We start from the raw sequence: 14,900 nt of genomic DNA, 5'->3' as shown, positions 1-14,900 counted from the left end.
GCGCCTTGCGATCCAAGCTCTTCATGGCCGCGCTCTCCGCCGTGCGATACAACCCCGACCTCAAGGCCTTCTACGAACGGCTTATCGGAAACAAAAAGACACCAAAAGGCGCACTCCTCGCCGTTGCCAGAAAGCTCGTCACCATCGCAAACGCGGTCCTCCGGCCTCAGCCCGAACCCGCCACAAACTGAGTTGATGACAATCTCTATGAAAAGTGGGTCATCCTGAGGGAGCGAAGCGACCGAAGGATCTCGAGCGCGGGTCTGTGACAGGGATGGGGATCGAACCCGCCTAAGGCATCGCGTCCCAGGCGCGGCGGTGGGGATTGACCATCTCGGCCAGGCCCGGCGGGGCCAGCACCTCCACGCCGTCGCCCCAGGTGTAGAGGTGCCACGCCATCTCCAGCAGGCCCCCGGCGCGGAAGCGCACGATCAGCGAACCGTCCGGCGCGTCCTCATGCGTCTGGTCGGGGTGGAAGGTGAAGCGTTTGGCCTCTTCGGCGGCCTGCGGCGTGAACCGCCAGACCACGTCCTGCGGGTCCTCTTGATAGACGCCGAACGCCCGGCGCGCGAACGCGGCGAGGTCGAAATCCGGATCGCGCTCGGCAGGGCGGGTCAGCGGCTCGATGGCGGTGATCCGGGGCAGGCTGTAGAGCCGGGGACTCTCCGCCACCGGCGGGTCGCTCTGATGGCCGACCAGATAGTGCCGATGCCCGTGCAGCACCCCATAGGGGTGGACCACGCGCGGCGTCGGCGTCGGGTTGCGCCGCGACCCGTAGGTCAGGCGGACCGCCACACCGGCCTTGAGGGCCTCCCTCAGGGCAAGGACAACCTCGGGGTCCAGTTTCGGGCGCGGCCCGGGGCGGCAGGCCAGCCCCTCGGCCTCCAGCAGGGCGTCCACGTCGGGCTCGACCCGGCGGGCGTGGTCGGGCCGCATGAGATCCCGCAGCGTCTGCGAGATCTGGGCCAGTCGCGCGGCCTCCACCGCCCGGTTCTGGTCCTCCATCAGGCGGACGGCGGACTGCAGCACGGCCAGATCATCGGCCGAGAGCGATCCCACCAGCCGGTCGAGCGTACCCGGCGGAATGTGCCAGCGCTTCTGGCGATCGTCGCCTTCGGTCTCGATGGCCTGGGGGAAGACGCGCAACACGGCGTCGCGCATGCGCATGGCCGTGCGGCGGCCGACCTCAAAGCGCTCCTCGATGTCGCGCAGGGTCAGACCGGCGCGGGCCGCCTGCATGGCGAGAGCCAACCTCAGAAGAGCCTCGCCCTTCTCATGGCGCATGACGGTGGGTCCCCCTCGGCAAAAAAGAACGAACAATGAACATGTGTGACCGCTTCTGACTCGCTGGATGGGGTATAAAGACCTGGTCGGGGCCGCAACGACACCCCACCCCTGTTTCGGGAGCCCGTGCCCATGCCCGCCGCCAATGCCCTTGGCCCTTCCATCGGCGCTCTGCTGCTGCCCGACGGCGCCCTGTTGCTGGGGCGCCGCGACGGCCTGTTGCTGCTGGCCCGCTGGGATGCCCCCCCGCGCGCCGCGTGGGTGACCGAAGATGGCACATCAGAGCCCTTCACGCAAAGGGTGGTTCTGTTCGACCGACGCGGGGTCTGGCTGTGGCCGTCGCCGCTGCTGCATGAGGACCCGGACGCTGGCGGGCGCGCCGACCTCGCCGCGTATTTCGCCGCCATTCCGCTGATCGAGCGCCTGCGCCGGGCCGAAGAGCCGGTCGCGTTCGAGCCGCTTGTTCGCGCGCCCCCGACGAGCCTGCGCCCCCTGCTGTGACCGACTCTGGCGTGGTGGTCGGGCAGGATGGGGACCGTCACCCATCCCGCGCAGGAGGACCCGCCATGACAGCCCCGCCCCCCGATGACTCGTCCGCCGCGCTGACCCGCGCGGCCCAGGAGCATGTCGCGGCCCTGCAATTCGCCTTGGCCGACCTGCGCGTGCGGGCCGCGCGCGGCTACGCGCGCGGGATGGGCCATCGCCTGGACGCGTTGATGCAGGCGATCGCGGCGGCCGAGGCGGCCTGTCTGTCGGTCAAGGCCCCTCCGTCGGCGACCGAGAGCGCATCGGCGCGGCCCACGTCCGGCCCGGGATCAAGTCTGGTGCATTGAGCCGAGCCGTCACCCCAGCCCCGGGGCGGACCGCCGGGGCGGCAGACGCACGGTGAACACGCTGCCCTGGCCCGGTGTGCTTTCCAGCGACAGCGTGCCGCCGTGCAGGTCCACAAGAGACTTCACCAGGGCGAGGCCCAGACCGCTGCCCTCGATCCGGCTGTGCTCCGCAGACGTGCCCCGGGCGAACGGGTGGAACAGGCGGTTCCGGTCGGCGTCCGCGATGCCGATGCCGGTGTCGGCCACCGCGATCGCCACCCCGCCGCCGCCGTAGGCGCGGGCCGACAGGGTCACGCGCCCGCCGCGCGGGGTGTACTTGATGGCGTTGGTCAGCAGGTTGAACAGGATCTGCCGCACCGCCAGATCGTCGGCGATCACGGGCGGCAGAGTCGGGTCCAGGTCCGACTCCAGGGTCAGGCCGGCGCGCGCGGCGGTCTGTTCCACAAGGTGCAGGGCCGCCTGCGCCACCGCCGGGACCTGCACCCGCTCCAGCGTCAGGTCGCGCCGCCCGGCCTCGATCTTGGCGAGATCCATCAGCCCGTCGATCAGCTTGGCAAGGTGGGCGCCGCTGGCGTGGATGTCCGCGGCGTACTGGCGGTAGGACTGGTGGCCGATCCGCCCCAGCATCTCCTCCTTCATCATCTCCGAGAAGCCGAGAATGGCGTTCAGGGGCGTGCGCAGTTCATGGCTCATGGCGGCCATGAAGCGGGACTTCTCCTGGGTGGCCTGCTCGGCCGAGACCTGGGCCTCGATGGCCGAGAGTTCCCGGCGCTTGCGGGCGTCGATGTCGGTGACCAACCCGATCATGCGGGTCACGGCGCCGTCCGCGTCCCGGGCCACGGGGCGCCCCTGGTCCCAGACCCAGATCCACGCACCATCCGCCCGACGCATGCGGTACTCGATGTTGAACTGTCGTCCGTTCTGCATCGCCGCCTCTGCGGCGGCCTCGACGCGCGGCCAGTCCTCGGGATGGATCAGGCCCATCCAGGCATCGGGGGTCGCCCGGAAGATGTCCGGTGACAGCCCGAGCATCGCGTAGTACCGGGCGTTCCATTCCACCGTGCCGGTGCGGGCATCGAGGTCCCAGACCCCGTCTTCGGCCACCTCCAGCGCCAGGCGCAAGGTTTCCTCGCTGCGCACCAGCGCGTCCTCGGCCGCCCGCACCTGGGTGATGTCCTGGATGGTCCCGCGCACCACATGGCCGGCCGGTCCGGGCTCCGGGTCCGGCTCGCCGATGGCCCGCACCCACTTGGGCGCCCGATCCGGCAGGGTCAGGCGCAGGGTGATGTCATAGGGCTTGCCGTCGCGCACGGCGCCGGAGATGGCGGCGCGGAACCGCTCCAGGTCCGCGCCCCCATAGAACCGGCCGAAGTCCGCCAGCGCGGGCGGCGGCTGGGCCGGATCGCACTCGTAGAGGCGGTAGACCTCCTCCGACCATTCGGGCACACCCACGGCCGGATCGAACAGCCAGTTGCCGACCCGGGCGATCCGCTGGGCCCGCTTCAGGTCCGCGACCGCCAGGTCCAGCGCGCGCTTTGCCGTCACCTGATCGGTGATCTCGCGGGCGACCTCGACCACGCCGACCAGGGTGCCGTCGCCGTCCCGGACGGGCGAAGCGCCCAGCGCCCAGTGCCGGCCGTCGGGCGTGGTATGATCCGCCCTGGCGGGCTGGCCGGTGCGGAAGGTCTCGATCACGGGGCATCCGTCACAGGGGACGTCGCTGTCGAACCAGCGCCGGTGGCAGGTGTTGTCGGGCCAATCCTGCACCGTGGGCGCCGACACCTGGGTCGGCCGGACATTCGACCACACCATGCGCATGTCCGGCCCGGTGAAATAGGCCACCACATCCGAGATGCTCTCCAGGATCAGCGCCTTTTCGCGCTTGCTGGCCAGCAGGGCCTCGTCCTTGAGCACGCGATCGGTCACGTCCAGGATCAGCCCGTGCCACAGCACGCTGCCGTCCGGCAGCGGCTCGGGTTGGGACCGCCCCTCCACATGGATCAGGCCCCGGGTCGGATGGTTCACCCGATACTGTTCGTGCCAGAGGGTCAGGGTCCGGGCGGACCGGAGGATCGACTCCATGACCCGGTCGATGTCGTCCGGATGGATCACGGCGGCGGCGGGCAGAGCGTCGTCCCGCACCGCCGCCGGCGCCACGCCGTAGATGTCGCGGATGCCCTCGGTGGCATAGGGAAAGGCCATGCGGCCGTCCGGCCACAGGCGGAACTGGTACAGCACGCCCGGCACCTGGGCGGCCATACGCATCAGGCGGCTTTCGGCGGCAAGGGCCTCGGTCGTGCCCCGCGTCAGCAGGCGCGTCACCATATTGCGGGCATCGCGCGCCTGGATCTCCGCCAGAAGGCGACGGGCGATCTCTTTCGACGTCGCCCGGATCATCGGCAGCACGGCCCCGGCGTGATCCTCGCCCAGCGGGCGGGGCGCATCGGGGAGGGCCAGCAGCATCAGGTTGGCCAGATGCACGCCGTCGGCGGACAGGCGCGTCCCCCAGGCCATCAGCCCGCCGGACGCGCTTCGAAGCGTGGTGTCGTCCTGCGCCTCCAGGTGGCGGGCCAGATCGGCCAGAATCGCATGCCGCGCATCCCGTTCGGCCACGGATTCGGGCGCCGGACCGAGCGGGCGCCCCTGGCGATCCACCACCAGGGCCACGCCGCCGACCAGACGGCCCATCTGCTCCAGCAGGGGGGACAGGGTGGCGATGCGCTCCGGCGACAAGGCCCCCGCCTCGGCGACCGTCGCCCCCTCTGGCGGCGGGCCGGCCTGCCGGCGCTCCGTCGGGGTGGGTGCGCCCGGTCGCGGAAGCCGGGTCCGGGGATCGACGAAGTCGTTTGTCATGCGGTCACGGGGCCTGTGCCGACCAAGTCTCGTCACGCTAGCATGCGCCCGGCATGGGTTCCAGGTTGCCCTTCGGCAAGTATGGCAACTGGGATATGACCCCGCGTTTCGTGTGCCCGGACCCGCCTTTCTCTAAAGGGGTGCCTGTGCCGTCACCACGTCCCGCACGGCGGCCAGGAACCGGGCCACCTCGTCTTCCGTGTTGTAGTGGCAGACCGAGACCCGAACACAGGACTCCAGCCCGAGCGGCCCCAGGATGTTGCCCGAGTAGTGATCCGCCTTGCGGGTGTGGGTGCGGACACCCGCCCGGTTCAGCGCGGCCACGATGTCCGGCGCCGCCCGGTCCGCCAGGGTGAACGAGACCAGCCCCTCGCGCAGCGGGTTCTCGATCCCGCCGACCACCTGCACACCGGGGATGTCGGCCAGCCCGGGCAGGTTGCCGGTGCCGTACAGCATGGCGTCGGTCAGCACCTTTTCATGGGCGTGGATGGCCTCGCCGGCGGCGACGATGCGGGCGCGCCGGTCCGTCTCCTCGGTGAAATGACCACCCAGCCACTCCAGATAAGCCACCACATCCGAAATGGTGGCATAGGCCCCGGTGTCGCGCGTGCCCAGCTCCCACGGGGCGCCCGGCGCGTTCATCAGGGAGTCGTGGGGCAGCGCCGCCAGCCGGTCGGACAGCCACGCCACGCCGTAGCCGTGGCGCGAGAACGCCTTGTAGGGCGAGATCACGTAGCCATCCACGCCGTAGGCGGCCAGGTCCAGCCGGCCGTGGGCGGCGTGCTGGATGCCGTCCACGATGATGAAGCACGCGGGCGAGACGGCGCGGATCGCGGCGGCGACGGCGGCCACATCTACCCCCATGCCGGTGACGGGCGAGGTGTGGACGATGGTTGCGACCCGGGTGTCGGGGGTGATGGCGGGCCGATAGGCCTCGGCGTCCACCGAGCCCACGGCGGAGTCGTGGGCGACCAGCACGTGTTCCTTGCCGGACAGCGGCGCATAGCGGTCGCAGGCGCTGCGCGAGGCGGGATGCTCCAGGGTCGAACCCAGCACCCGCCCGTCCGCCGGCGTGCCCAGGCAGGCGGTGCGGATCAGGCGGAACAGCAGCTCGGTGCCACTCTCCCCCACGATGAACTGCCCGCCCGGCGCGTTGAACAACACCGCCATGTCGGCGCGGGCCTGCCGGATGGTCTCCATCAGGGCGTGGGCGGCCACGTTGTCGCGCCCCTGGTTGTCGGGGATGGCCGCGAATCGCGCCGTCGTCTCCACCACCGACTTCAGCGTCAGGGCGCCGCCGGCGTTCTCGAAGAACACCCGCTCGCCCTGGAACGGGCAGGCCGAGACATGGGCGAAGCGGTCGCGGATGGCCTCCATGAGGCCGGGCACGGAGTGGAACATCGGGTCGGCGATCCTTTGCATGACAGGGGCCCGGATCCCGGCGGGCCGGGATCGGGGTGAATGACCGCGCAAGGGGAGGCCAGAGCGCGGCCCAGGATCAGGCCCCAACGCGGGATCGGGGTCAACCGCGGCGTGGATGCGGGACGGACGACAAAAAATGGGCCACGGCCGGCGACCCCGCGAGAGACGGGGGCGCCAGCCGTGGCCACCGCACGAGACGCGCCGGAGGCCATGACCCGGACGCCCGGGTCATGGCCGCACCAGCCTATTCGATCGACCGCACGCGCTCGACCATGCCGGCCGGGATCTCGCCCTCGGCCTCGAAGGTCTCGTAGGCCGGCGCCATCGTCTCGCGCCAGGGGGCCAGCGGCGGGTTGATGATCGACACGCCGTGTTCCTCGCGCACGCGCTCTTCAAAGGCCTCCTTCTGCGACAGGGTGTAGTCGGTGAACCAGTGCCCGGCCTCGGCGGCGGCCTCCTTCAGGATGGCGACCTGCGCGTCGCTCAGCCGCTCCAGGGTGCGGTTGCTGATGACCGGCAGGTAGACCTGATAGAACTCGTCGGTCTCGGTGATGTACTTGGCCACCTCGGTCTGCTTGGTGTTGTAGTGCGCCTCGACCCGGGCGGTCACGCAGTCCACGGTGCCGGTGGCGAGCGCGGTATAGACCTCGCCCCAGGGGATGATCTGCACGCTCGCCCCCAGGGTCTCCCACGACAGCACGGGAATGCGGGCCTGGAACATGCGCAGCTTCATGCCCTCCAGGTCGGCGGGCGTGAACACCGGCTCCTTGCACAGCAGGGTGCGGTCCAGCATGAAGTTCCAGGTCACCTCGTCGGCGAGGAAGGTGGCGCCGATGCGCTCCTCGATCGCCGGCAACATGTCGTCCTGGAAGTAGTCCGAGGCCAGGAACGCCGACATGTGCTCGCGGTCGCGCCAGATGTAGGGCAGGCCGAAGATGCCGAAGCGCTTGTCCCAGCGCTGGTACCACTCCAGCAGCTCGATCATGATGTCCTGCGAACCGGCCGTCAGGTTCTCGAACTGGGCGTCGATGGGGCCGAGCTGCGAGGCCGGGAAGACCTGGATGGTCATCTCGCCGTCCGACTTCTCCTCCACCAGCTCGGCGAACTTCTGGAAGCCGAGGCCGAGCGGCGAGTCCGGCTGGTTGATGTGGCCGGCCTTCAGCACCGTCTCGGCGGCGGCCGGCTGGGCGAGCATCAGGCCGATGCCCAGGCTGCCCAGGATGGCCAGGGCTCTGGTGTCCCGGAGTTTCATGGTTCGGACCTCCCTGCGTGCGGCGCCGCCTCGCGGGCGGCGGGGTCATGACCGGCCCGGTCATCCGGGCGGGTGGGTCGGACGGGGATCGCGCCGCTACTCCGCCCGGTTCTGGAAGCGGCGCAGAATGGACCACTGATCCCGGGGCGGCTTGGTGAAGTAGCCCGCCCGCGAGACCGCCGGCAGCACGCCGGCCCGGTTCATCCGGGCGCGCATCTCCGCCAGCTTGAAGCCGGCCGCCATGCCGTCCACCACGGGCAGGCCGATTTCCGCCTCGACGCGCGCGCGGTGGTGGGTCAGCAACGCCCCGAACAGCGTGCAGCCGGGAATGATGACCTCGCAGCGCTGGTCGCGGGCGGCGGCGGCGGCCTCGAAGACGCGCGCGAAGACCGCATCCGGCTGGCAGACACCCGGATGCAGATCGTTGGCGTCGATGTGAATGGGGATGATGGCCTTCAGGGCCGCGTCCAGCCCATAGGTCTTCAGCAGGGTGCGCTGAATCTCGCCGTTCTGGGAATCCACCGACAGCAACGCGACATGCTTGCCCATCATGGTCGCGATCAGGGCCGCCGATTCCAGCGTGGCCGTCACCGGGATGTCCACCAGCGTGCGGGCTTCGTACAGCCCGATGTCGAGCTGGCACGAAATGAACACGCCGTCGTAGCCGTCCCGCTCCGCCTGGATCACCCGTTCCAGGGTCGGGTCGGTGCAGGCGTGCTTGAAATAGAGCCACTGATTGTTGCCGAGCGGGTAGTCCCCGGTCAGGTTGACGATCTCATAGGTCGTGTCCGGATCCTTGATGAGATCCAGGTTTTCGTGCGCATGGGACTCCGTGCCCGCGAAGGGGTTGATGACCAGGATGCGCATCGTCGAAACCTCCGTTCGCGGCGCCCGTTTCCGGTCGGTGTGCCGGACCAGGCCGTGAGCAAGTCGCACCCTAGCACGCAACGGCAGGACGTGACACGTCTGCCGCGTTCACGGCCGGAGAGATATACTAACAATATACCAGACAGTCGTGCAAGCCGCGTGTCGCTTGCCTCGGGGCAACGGGCTCAGGGTCACATGACGGCACGGTCCGCACCGTCAGAGCAGGCCTCTCGAGATCCCTCGTCTCGCTTCGCTCACTCGGGATGACACACCAAAATGATAGGATGTCATCCTGAAGCCGCGAAGCGGCTGAAGGATCTCGAGCGTGGGTCTCCGATCCGCTGCAAAGACCTGCAGGAGCGATCCCGTGACCCTGAACCCGTTGCCTGTCGCTTGCCTCACAGCGGCTTGAAATCGGTGCCGCGCGCGCCCGACAGGCAGTGGGACAGGCGATCCTGGAAGCGCCGCGCGTGGTCGGTCAGCGACGTCATCAGACCGGGCCGGTCGGCATGCGCGATGAAGCCGATGATCTCGCTGTGCTCACTGATGATGTGGTCCTGCTGGCCGGACAGAAAGGTCAGGTCCTCGCCCTCGATATGATAGACGAAGTACGCGACCCGCCGTGCAAGGTTGTGAATGCGGCCCGCGAACTCGATCAGATAGGCGTTCTCCGACGCCTCGGCGATCCGCATGTGGAACTGGGCATTGGCCAGCGTGACGTCCAGGAAGCGGTGCGCGGCGACGGCCGTCGCGTGGCGGTCCTGGATGGCGCGCATGTCGGCGGCGAAGCCGGGATGGTCGAAGCGGCAGAAGTGGGCGCACATGCGCTCGGCCGCGAAATAGATGTCGAAGAAGTTGGCCAGGTCCTCCACGTCCAGGGGGCGGACGAACGCCCCCCGGTTGGCCTCGATCTGCACAAGTCCCTCGGCCACCAGCCGGTTCATGGCCTCGCGGGCGGGTGTGCGGCTGATGCCGAACTGCTCCATCAAATGGCGTTCGTCGATGCGCCGGCCCGGCTTGAGCGTCAGATCAAGGATTCGGTCGCGCAGGGTGGCGGTCGCCCGGTCGGCGAGCGAGCCGGTGCGCGGGTCGGAACCGGACGCGGACGGCGCCACCGCCTCGGCGTCCGTTGAGGCCGCGCCGTCGGGATCGTCTGGTGGCAGGGTCATGACGGGAATCCGGGGAGAGGATGACGGACCATCGGCGGCAACCCGGGCCCCCCTTACCCTCGATTGCCCCCATATGCTTGCGTGAAAACCCGGCCGTCCGCAATACGGTCGTGACTCAGGCGTGCGAAGTCCGGCGTCCGAGGCGCCCCGGTCGCGATCCAGGCGGCCAGATCACGGCCCAGAGCCGGCCCCAGCTTGAAGCCGTGGCCGCTGCCGCCGTTGCAGTCCAGATAGCCCGCCACGTCCCGGCGCGGCCCGGCAAACGGGTACCAGTCCGGAGTCACGTCGTAGAGGGCGGCGTAAGAGTCAACCAGCGTCGCGCCCTGAAAGGACGGCAGGCGCCGTTCCAGCCGCGCCAGGACATCGAACACGAACGGCTCGTCCGCCGTGGTCCGGTAGTTGTAGGGATCGGCGGGCTCATAGGCCTTGGGGAACCCCCGCCCGACCACGAACCGACGCCCGCCCAGCGGCCGCAGGTAGATTGCCTCCAGCCCGTTGGACACGGGCGTATCGGGCAGCGGGCGACCGGAGCGCGCCTCCCACACCGTGTCCTGCTCGCGCACGGCGGAGACCGGGAGCGCGATCCCCGCCTGATGCGCCAGCGGCGCCGCCCACGGGCCGGCGGCGTTCACCACGGCGCCGGCGTGGACCGACCCGGCCTCGGTCATGACGCCGAAGACGCGATCCCCCTCGCGCAGCAGGGTGCGGACGGGGGTCCGGGTGAACAGCAGCCCGCCGGCCTCCTGGAACGCGGCGACGAAGGCTTCGGTGGCGCGCACCGGGTCGGCGTAGCCGCCGTCCGGCTCCCACACCACGCCGGCGATGCCGTCCGGCTCCAGCCACGGCAGGTCCAGGGCCGCCACGTCCAGGATCTCGGTGTCGATGCCCAGGCCCTGGATCATGGCCACGTTGCGCCGCGCGCCCTCCAGCATGTCGGGGCCGAGCAGCAGCCGATAGCCGGTGCGCCGGACTCCGGTCGGGCGGCCGTGGCGCTGCTCCATGGCGTCGAACAGGGTGATGCTGTCGCGGGTCAGGCCGGCGGCCAGGGCGTTGGAGTAGTGCTGGCGGATGATGGCGGCGCTCTGTCCGGTGCCGCCCGAAGCGACCGCGCCGCGCTCGATCAGGCGCACGGACAGGCCGTGTTCGGCCCTCAGGTGATAGGCCGTGCTGGCCCCGGCGATGCCGGCCCCGATCACGACGACGTCACAGGTCTCGGTCATGGCTGTGGGTCCGGATACCAGCGAGAGAGAAAGGCGGGGCTCACCTTGCCGTCGGCGAGGTCGGCGGCGCGGTCTTCCGGCGCGCGGCCCTCGGGCGGGCCGAAGCCGCCCGCGCCCGGCGTGACAACGGACACGACGGCGTCCGGCGGCACGTCACGGGGGATGGGCTTGGCGGGCAGATCCTCCACCCGGCCGTCGTCGAACCGCAGGTGGTGCCGGCCGCGCCCGCCCGGGCCGCCGCCCGACAGGCCCCACGGCGCGCTGTCGAACCGCTCGCCCTGGGCGCTGAAGGTGGTCACGTGGCCGAGCGCCCGGTAGTCGCGGCGCAGCGCGAGGCCGCCCCGCCAGGTGCCCGCGCCGCCGGTGTCCGGCTCCAGGGCGTAGCACTCGATCAGGATGGGGTATTCGCGCTCCAGCGCCTCGATGGGCAGGTTCGAGGTGTTGGTGATGTGGACCTGCACGCCGTCCACCCCGTCCCTGGTGGCGCGCGCGCCGGCGCCGCCGCCGATGGTCTCCATGTAGACGTAGTAGGTGCCGTCCGGCCCCACCCCGGAAAACGTGGTGGTGGTGTTGGCGCCGTTGGAGGCCGCCACGGCCCGGTCCCCCACGGCCGGGGCCAGCGCCCCCAGAATGACGTCGATCACCCGCTGGCAGGTCTGGGCGCGGGCGGCGGTGGCGGCCGGAAAGCCGGCGTTGACGATGGAGCGCTCGGGGGCATGGATGGTCACGGGATCGACCATGCCGTGGTTGGTGGGGCCGTCCGGATCGACCAGCACCTTCAGGGCATACAGAACGCTCGCCTGAAGCCCGGCGAAGCTGGTGTTGATGTTGCCCCGGCACTGCGGCCCGGACCCGGCGAAGTCCAGGGTGATCGCCTCGCCGTCCACGGTGATGGTCACGCACACCGGGATGTTCCGCGTGCCCATGCCGTCGTCGTCCACCCGGTCCTCGAAGCGGTAGGTGCCGTCCGGCAACGCCGCGATGCCGGCCCGCATGCGGCGCGCCACGGCCTCGATCAGGGCGTCCGCCGCCTCTTCCACATGGGCGACGGGCGTGCGCGCGAACAACTCGGCGAGGCGGCGCGCGCCCAGCCGGTTCACGGCGATCTGCGCCAGATAATCGCCGCGCCGCTCGCGCGGGACCCGCACGTTCAGGCAGATCAGGTCCAGCACGTCCTCGACCACCGCGCCGTCCTTCACGATGCGGATGGCGGGGATGCGCACGCCCTCCTGGAAGATCTCGGTCATGCCGCCGGCCACGCTGCCCGGCACCATGCCGCCGATGTCGGCGTGATGGGCGATGTTGGCGACGAACAGCACCAGCCGGCCGTCGTGGAACACCGGCATGACCATGGCCACGTCGGGCAGGTGCGAGCCGCGCCCCACGAAAGGGTCGTTGGAAATGAACATGTCGCCGGGCCCGAGGCCGTCCCGGCCGTGGCGCTCCAGCACCACCTCGACCAGCCCCAGCATCGACGCCAGATGGAGCGGCAGGCTCTCGCCCTGCGCCACCACGCGCCCGCGCCGGTCGAACAGGGCGGTGCTGTGGTCGCAGCGCTCCTTGATGTTGGTAGAGTGGGCGCTCTTCATCAGCGCCACGTACATTTCGTCCACCACGCTGCCCAGCGCGGTGCGCACCAGTTCGATATCGATGGGGGAGAGGGCCACGGCGCTAGCCTCCCAGGGTGATGACGATGGTGCCGGCGGCATCGACGCGGGCGCGGTCACCGGGATGGACCAGGACGGTGGTGTCGAGCTGCTCGACCACCAGCGGCCCGTCGAGGGTCCGGCCCGGCGCCAGGCTGTCCCGGTGGAAGACCGGCGTGTCCCGGGCCGTCCCGTCCTCGAACACCACGGGGCGCGAGCCCACCGGCCGGGGGTCGCCGCCCGCCCCCGGCGCCAGCGGCGCGGGCCGCGACAGCAGCCCCAGCGCCTTGACGCGCAGGTTCACCAGGTCGATGGGCTCGCCCGCCATGCGATAGCCGTAGGTGTCCTCGTGCAGGGCGTGGAAGCGCGCCGCCAGGGCATCCGGGTCGCGCGCCTCGGCGTCCGGATCGAGGGCCAGGGGCAGTTCGAAGTTCTGGCTGCGGTAGCGCATCTCCAGCACCCAGTCGCAGCGCTGGTCTTGGGGCGACACGGCGGCGGCCGCGAACCACGCTTCGGCCTCCGCCCTCAGGGCATCGCGCGCCCCGGCCAGGGCGGCCAGCCCGTCGGCATCGAGCCCGGCCAGCAGCGTCCGCACGAAATCGCCGCGCAGGTCGGCGGCAAGCAGGCCCTCGGCGCACAGCACGCCGGGAGACGGCGGCACCAGGATGGTCCGGATGCCCAGGTCGCGGGCCACCTGTGTCGCATGCAGCGGGCCGGCGCCGCCGAACGCGAACAGGCAGAAGCCGGCCGGGTCGTGGCCGCGCTCCACCGAGATGGTGCGGATCGCCCGGGTCATGACGGCGCAGGCGATGCGGGTGACGCCAAGCGCCGTCTCGACCACATCAAGGCCGAGCGGTCCGGCCAGCGCCGCGACCGCCCGATGGGACAGCGCGGCGTCGATGGGCATGGTCCCACCCAGCAGCGCGGAGGGATTCAGGCGCCCCAGCACTACGTTGGCGTCGGTGAGGGTGGCGTGTTCGGCCCCCTGCCCGTAGCAGGCGGGGCCCGGATGCGCACCGGCGCTGTCCGGCCCGACCTTCAGAAGCCCGTCCCGGTCGATCCAGGCGATGGAGCCGCCCCCCGCGCCGACGGCGTTGACGTCCAGCGAGGGCATGCGCAGCGGAAAGCCGGCCAGGGTGCGGTCCTGCACCTCGGCGCAGCGGCCGTCCATCAAGAGGGCCACGTCCGCGCTGGTGCCGCCCACATCCAGGGTGATGACCCGATCGAACCCGGCCTCGGCGGCGCGGGCCGCCGCGCCCGTCACCCCGGCGGCGGGACCGGACAGGGACGCCCGGATCGGGATCGCGCGCGCCTGGTCCAGGGTCATCAGCCCGCCCGCGCTTTGCGACAGGTACGGCGCCACGGGCACGCCCAGGGCGGCGACCCCGGCCCGGAAACGGTCCAGATAGTCACCCATGACGGTCAGCAGCGCGCCGTTCAGCACCGCCGTCGAGAACCGCTCGAACTCGCGGAACTCGGGGTACAGATCGGAGGACGCCAGCACCCGGCAGGTGTCCGGCAGATGGGCGGCCAGCCCTTCCGCCGCCGCGCGCTCGTGCGCCGGGTTGGCGTAGGCGTTCAGGAAGCAGACGATCACGGCGTCCGCCCCGGCCGCCGCCACGGCCTCGGCGATCGCGGGCAGCGCGGCCGTATCCAGCGGCGTGCGCACCGAGCCGTCGGCCAGGATGCGCTCGGCCACCTCGAAGCGGCGGCGACGCGGCACCAGGGGCGGGGGGCGGTCCAGGTGGATGTTGTAGACGCGCGGCCGGGTCTGGCGGCCGATCTCCAGCAGGTCGCGGAAGCCCTCGGTCGTGACCAGGGCCAGCGTGCCCACGCGGCGCTGGATCAGCGCGTTGGTGCCCACCGTGGTGCCATGGGCGAGCCGGACCACGTCCGCCGCCGCCCGCCCGTGCGCGGCGAACGCCTCGCGCAGGCCCTGAAGCAGGGCCTGTTCGGGCCGGTCCGGGGTGGACGCGACCTTGTGCAGCATCACCGCCCCGTCCGCCCCGAGGACGGCGATGTCGGTGAAGGTGCCGCCGACGTCGATGCCGACATACAGGGCCATGGTCCGGACATCTCCCGATGGACATGGGGGTGGGGACGCCGTGTATATTGTGTGTATACCTTGTCCCTGGCGCATCGGCGTGTCAACGCCCCAACCGGGAGTTTACGGCGCCAGACGCGACAGGGCATAACGGTTAACGGGAGTCGCCGTCGGTCTGGACTCCCGGCGCATCGGGCCGACGTCCCATGACACCGGCGCACAACGCCGGTACACTTTTCCTGGCGGTGGGCTGACGAGGCTCGCGAGCCGCGCGGTGACCGCCATCCAACGACAGCGAGGGGAGGCCCGT

Annotated in this window: 11 protein-coding genes and 1 pseudogene; 3 read left to right on the top strand and 9 right to left on the bottom strand. The window is 70.8% G+C overall.

Going from position 1 to position 14,900, the window contains the following annotated elements; translation table 11 throughout:
* Positions 1 to 191 (top strand): annotated as a pseudogene (locus GHC57_RS19600) (IS110-like element ISEc32 family transposase); the annotation flags it as partial.
* Between the two features lie 100 nt (positions 192 to 291).
* On the opposite strand, the gene GHC57_RS14930 reads toward GHC57_RS19600, so the two are convergent.
* Positions 292 to 1,284, bottom strand: a complete 993-nt coding sequence (locus tag GHC57_RS14930; RefSeq protein WP_153345674.1) for a helix-turn-helix transcriptional regulator — start codon at positions 1,282 to 1,284, stop codon at positions 292 to 294.
* 132 nt (positions 1,285 to 1,416) lie between these two features.
* On the opposite strand from GHC57_RS14930, the gene GHC57_RS14925 reads away from it, so the two are divergent.
* Both GHC57_RS14925 and GHC57_RS14920 read left to right on the top strand, forming a co-directional pair.
* On the top strand, positions 1,417 to 1,785 hold the full coding sequence (locus tag GHC57_RS14925; protein WP_153345672.1) for a hypothetical protein: 369 nt from the start codon (positions 1,417 to 1,419) through the stop codon (positions 1,783 to 1,785).
* A gap of 65 nt (positions 1,786 to 1,850) precedes the next feature.
* A complete protein-coding gene (locus tag GHC57_RS14920) occupies positions 1,851 to 2,117 on the top strand; it encodes a hypothetical protein (RefSeq protein ID WP_153345670.1) in 267 nt (88 codons plus the stop codon).
* A gap of 9 nt (positions 2,118 to 2,126) precedes the next feature.
* Here GHC57_RS14920 and GHC57_RS14915 read toward each other — a convergent pair whose 3' ends face one another.
* The 8 genes from GHC57_RS14915 to GHC57_RS14880 all read right to left on the bottom strand — a co-directional run bounded on the left by GHC57_RS14915 (position 2,127) and on the right by GHC57_RS14880 (position 14,611).
* Positions 2,127 to 4,970: a PAS domain-containing sensor histidine kinase gene (locus GHC57_RS14915; protein ID WP_153345668.1), complete on the bottom strand. Its 2,844-nt coding sequence runs from the start codon at positions 4,968 to 4,970 to the stop codon at positions 2,127 to 2,129.
* 132 nt (positions 4,971 to 5,102) lie between these two features.
* Positions 5,103 to 6,371 (bottom strand): aminotransferase class V-fold PLP-dependent enzyme, encoded by a 1,269-nt coding sequence (locus GHC57_RS14910; protein WP_153345666.1) that lies wholly within the window; start codon positions 6,369 to 6,371, stop codon positions 5,103 to 5,105.
* A 265-nt stretch (positions 6,372 to 6,636) separates the two neighbouring features.
* A complete protein-coding gene (locus tag GHC57_RS14905) occupies positions 6,637 to 7,644 on the bottom strand; it encodes a TRAP transporter substrate-binding protein (protein WP_153345664.1) in 1,008 nt (335 codons plus the stop codon).
* Between the two features lie 96 nt (positions 7,645 to 7,740).
* Positions 7,741 to 8,511 carry an aspartate/glutamate racemase family protein gene (locus GHC57_RS14900; protein ID WP_153345662.1) on the bottom strand — a complete coding sequence of 257 codons (771 nt, stop codon included), beginning with the start codon at positions 8,509 to 8,511 and terminating at the stop codon, positions 7,741 to 7,743.
* A gap of 398 nt (positions 8,512 to 8,909) precedes the next feature.
* Complete coding sequence (locus GHC57_RS14895; protein WP_153345660.1) at positions 8,910 to 9,680, bottom strand: GntR family transcriptional regulator; 771 nt, start codon at positions 9,678 to 9,680, stop codon at positions 8,910 to 8,912.
* A gap of 53 nt (positions 9,681 to 9,733) precedes the next feature.
* Positions 9,734 to 10,900, bottom strand: a complete 1,167-nt coding sequence (locus GHC57_RS14890; protein ID WP_153345658.1) for an NAD(P)/FAD-dependent oxidoreductase — start codon at positions 10,898 to 10,900, stop codon at positions 9,734 to 9,736.
* Positions 10,897 to 12,567: a hydantoinase B/oxoprolinase family protein gene (locus GHC57_RS14885; protein WP_211369211.1), complete on the bottom strand. Its 1,671-nt coding sequence runs from the start codon at positions 12,565 to 12,567 to the stop codon at positions 10,897 to 10,899. Before GHC57_RS14885 ends, GHC57_RS14890 begins: the two co-directional genes overlap by 4 nt.
* Positions 12,568 to 12,571: 4 nt before the next feature.
* On the bottom strand, positions 12,572 to 14,611 hold the full coding sequence (locus tag GHC57_RS14880; RefSeq protein ID WP_153345654.1) for a hydantoinase/oxoprolinase family protein: 2,040 nt from the start codon (positions 14,609 to 14,611) through the stop codon (positions 12,572 to 12,574).
* Between the last annotated feature and the right edge of the window lie 289 nt (positions 14,612 to 14,900).

Origin of the sequence: Roseospira navarrensis (genome assembly GCF_009601025.1) — a bacterium.
Taxonomy (GTDB): Bacteria; Pseudomonadota; Alphaproteobacteria; order Rhodospirillales; family Rhodospirillaceae; genus Rhodospira; species Rhodospira navarrensis.
This window is presented reverse-complemented; position numbering and strand designations above follow the sequence as displayed.

Bases quoted from the DNA above. Each gene is read 5' to 3' on its own strand.
- GHC57_RS14930 (WP_153345674.1), bottom strand. From the start codon at position 1,284: ATGCGCCATGAGAAGGGCGAGGCTCTTCTGAGGTTGGCTCTCGCCATG.
- GHC57_RS14925 (WP_153345672.1), top strand. From the start codon at position 1,417: ATGCCCGCCGCCAATGCCCTTGGCCCTTCCATCGGCGCTCTGCTGCTG.
- GHC57_RS14920 (WP_153345670.1), top strand. From the start codon at position 1,851: ATGACAGCCCCGCCCCCCGATGACTCGTCCGCCGCGCTGACCCGCGCG.
- GHC57_RS14915 (WP_153345668.1), bottom strand. From the start codon at position 4,970: ATGACAAACGACTTCGTCGATCCCCGGACCCGGCTTCCGCGACCGGGC.
- GHC57_RS14910 (WP_153345666.1), bottom strand. From the start codon at position 6,371: ATGTTCCACTCCGTGCCCGGCCTCATGGAGGCCATCCGCGACCGCTTC.
- GHC57_RS14905 (WP_153345664.1), bottom strand. From the start codon at position 7,644: ATGAAACTCCGGGACACCAGAGCCCTGGCCATCCTGGGCAGCCTGGGC.
- GHC57_RS14900 (WP_153345662.1), bottom strand. From the start codon at position 8,511: ATGCGCATCCTGGTCATCAACCCCTTCGCGGGCACGGAGTCCCATGCG.
- GHC57_RS14895 (WP_153345660.1), bottom strand. From the start codon at position 9,680: ATGACCCTGCCACCAGACGATCCCGACGGCGCGGCCTCAACGGACGCC.
- GHC57_RS14890 (WP_153345658.1), bottom strand. From the start codon at position 10,900: ATGACCGAGACCTGTGACGTCGTCGTGATCGGGGCCGGCATCGCCGGG.
- GHC57_RS14880 (WP_153345654.1), bottom strand. From the start codon at position 14,611: ATGGCCCTGTATGTCGGCATCGACGTCGGCGGCACCTTCACCGACATC.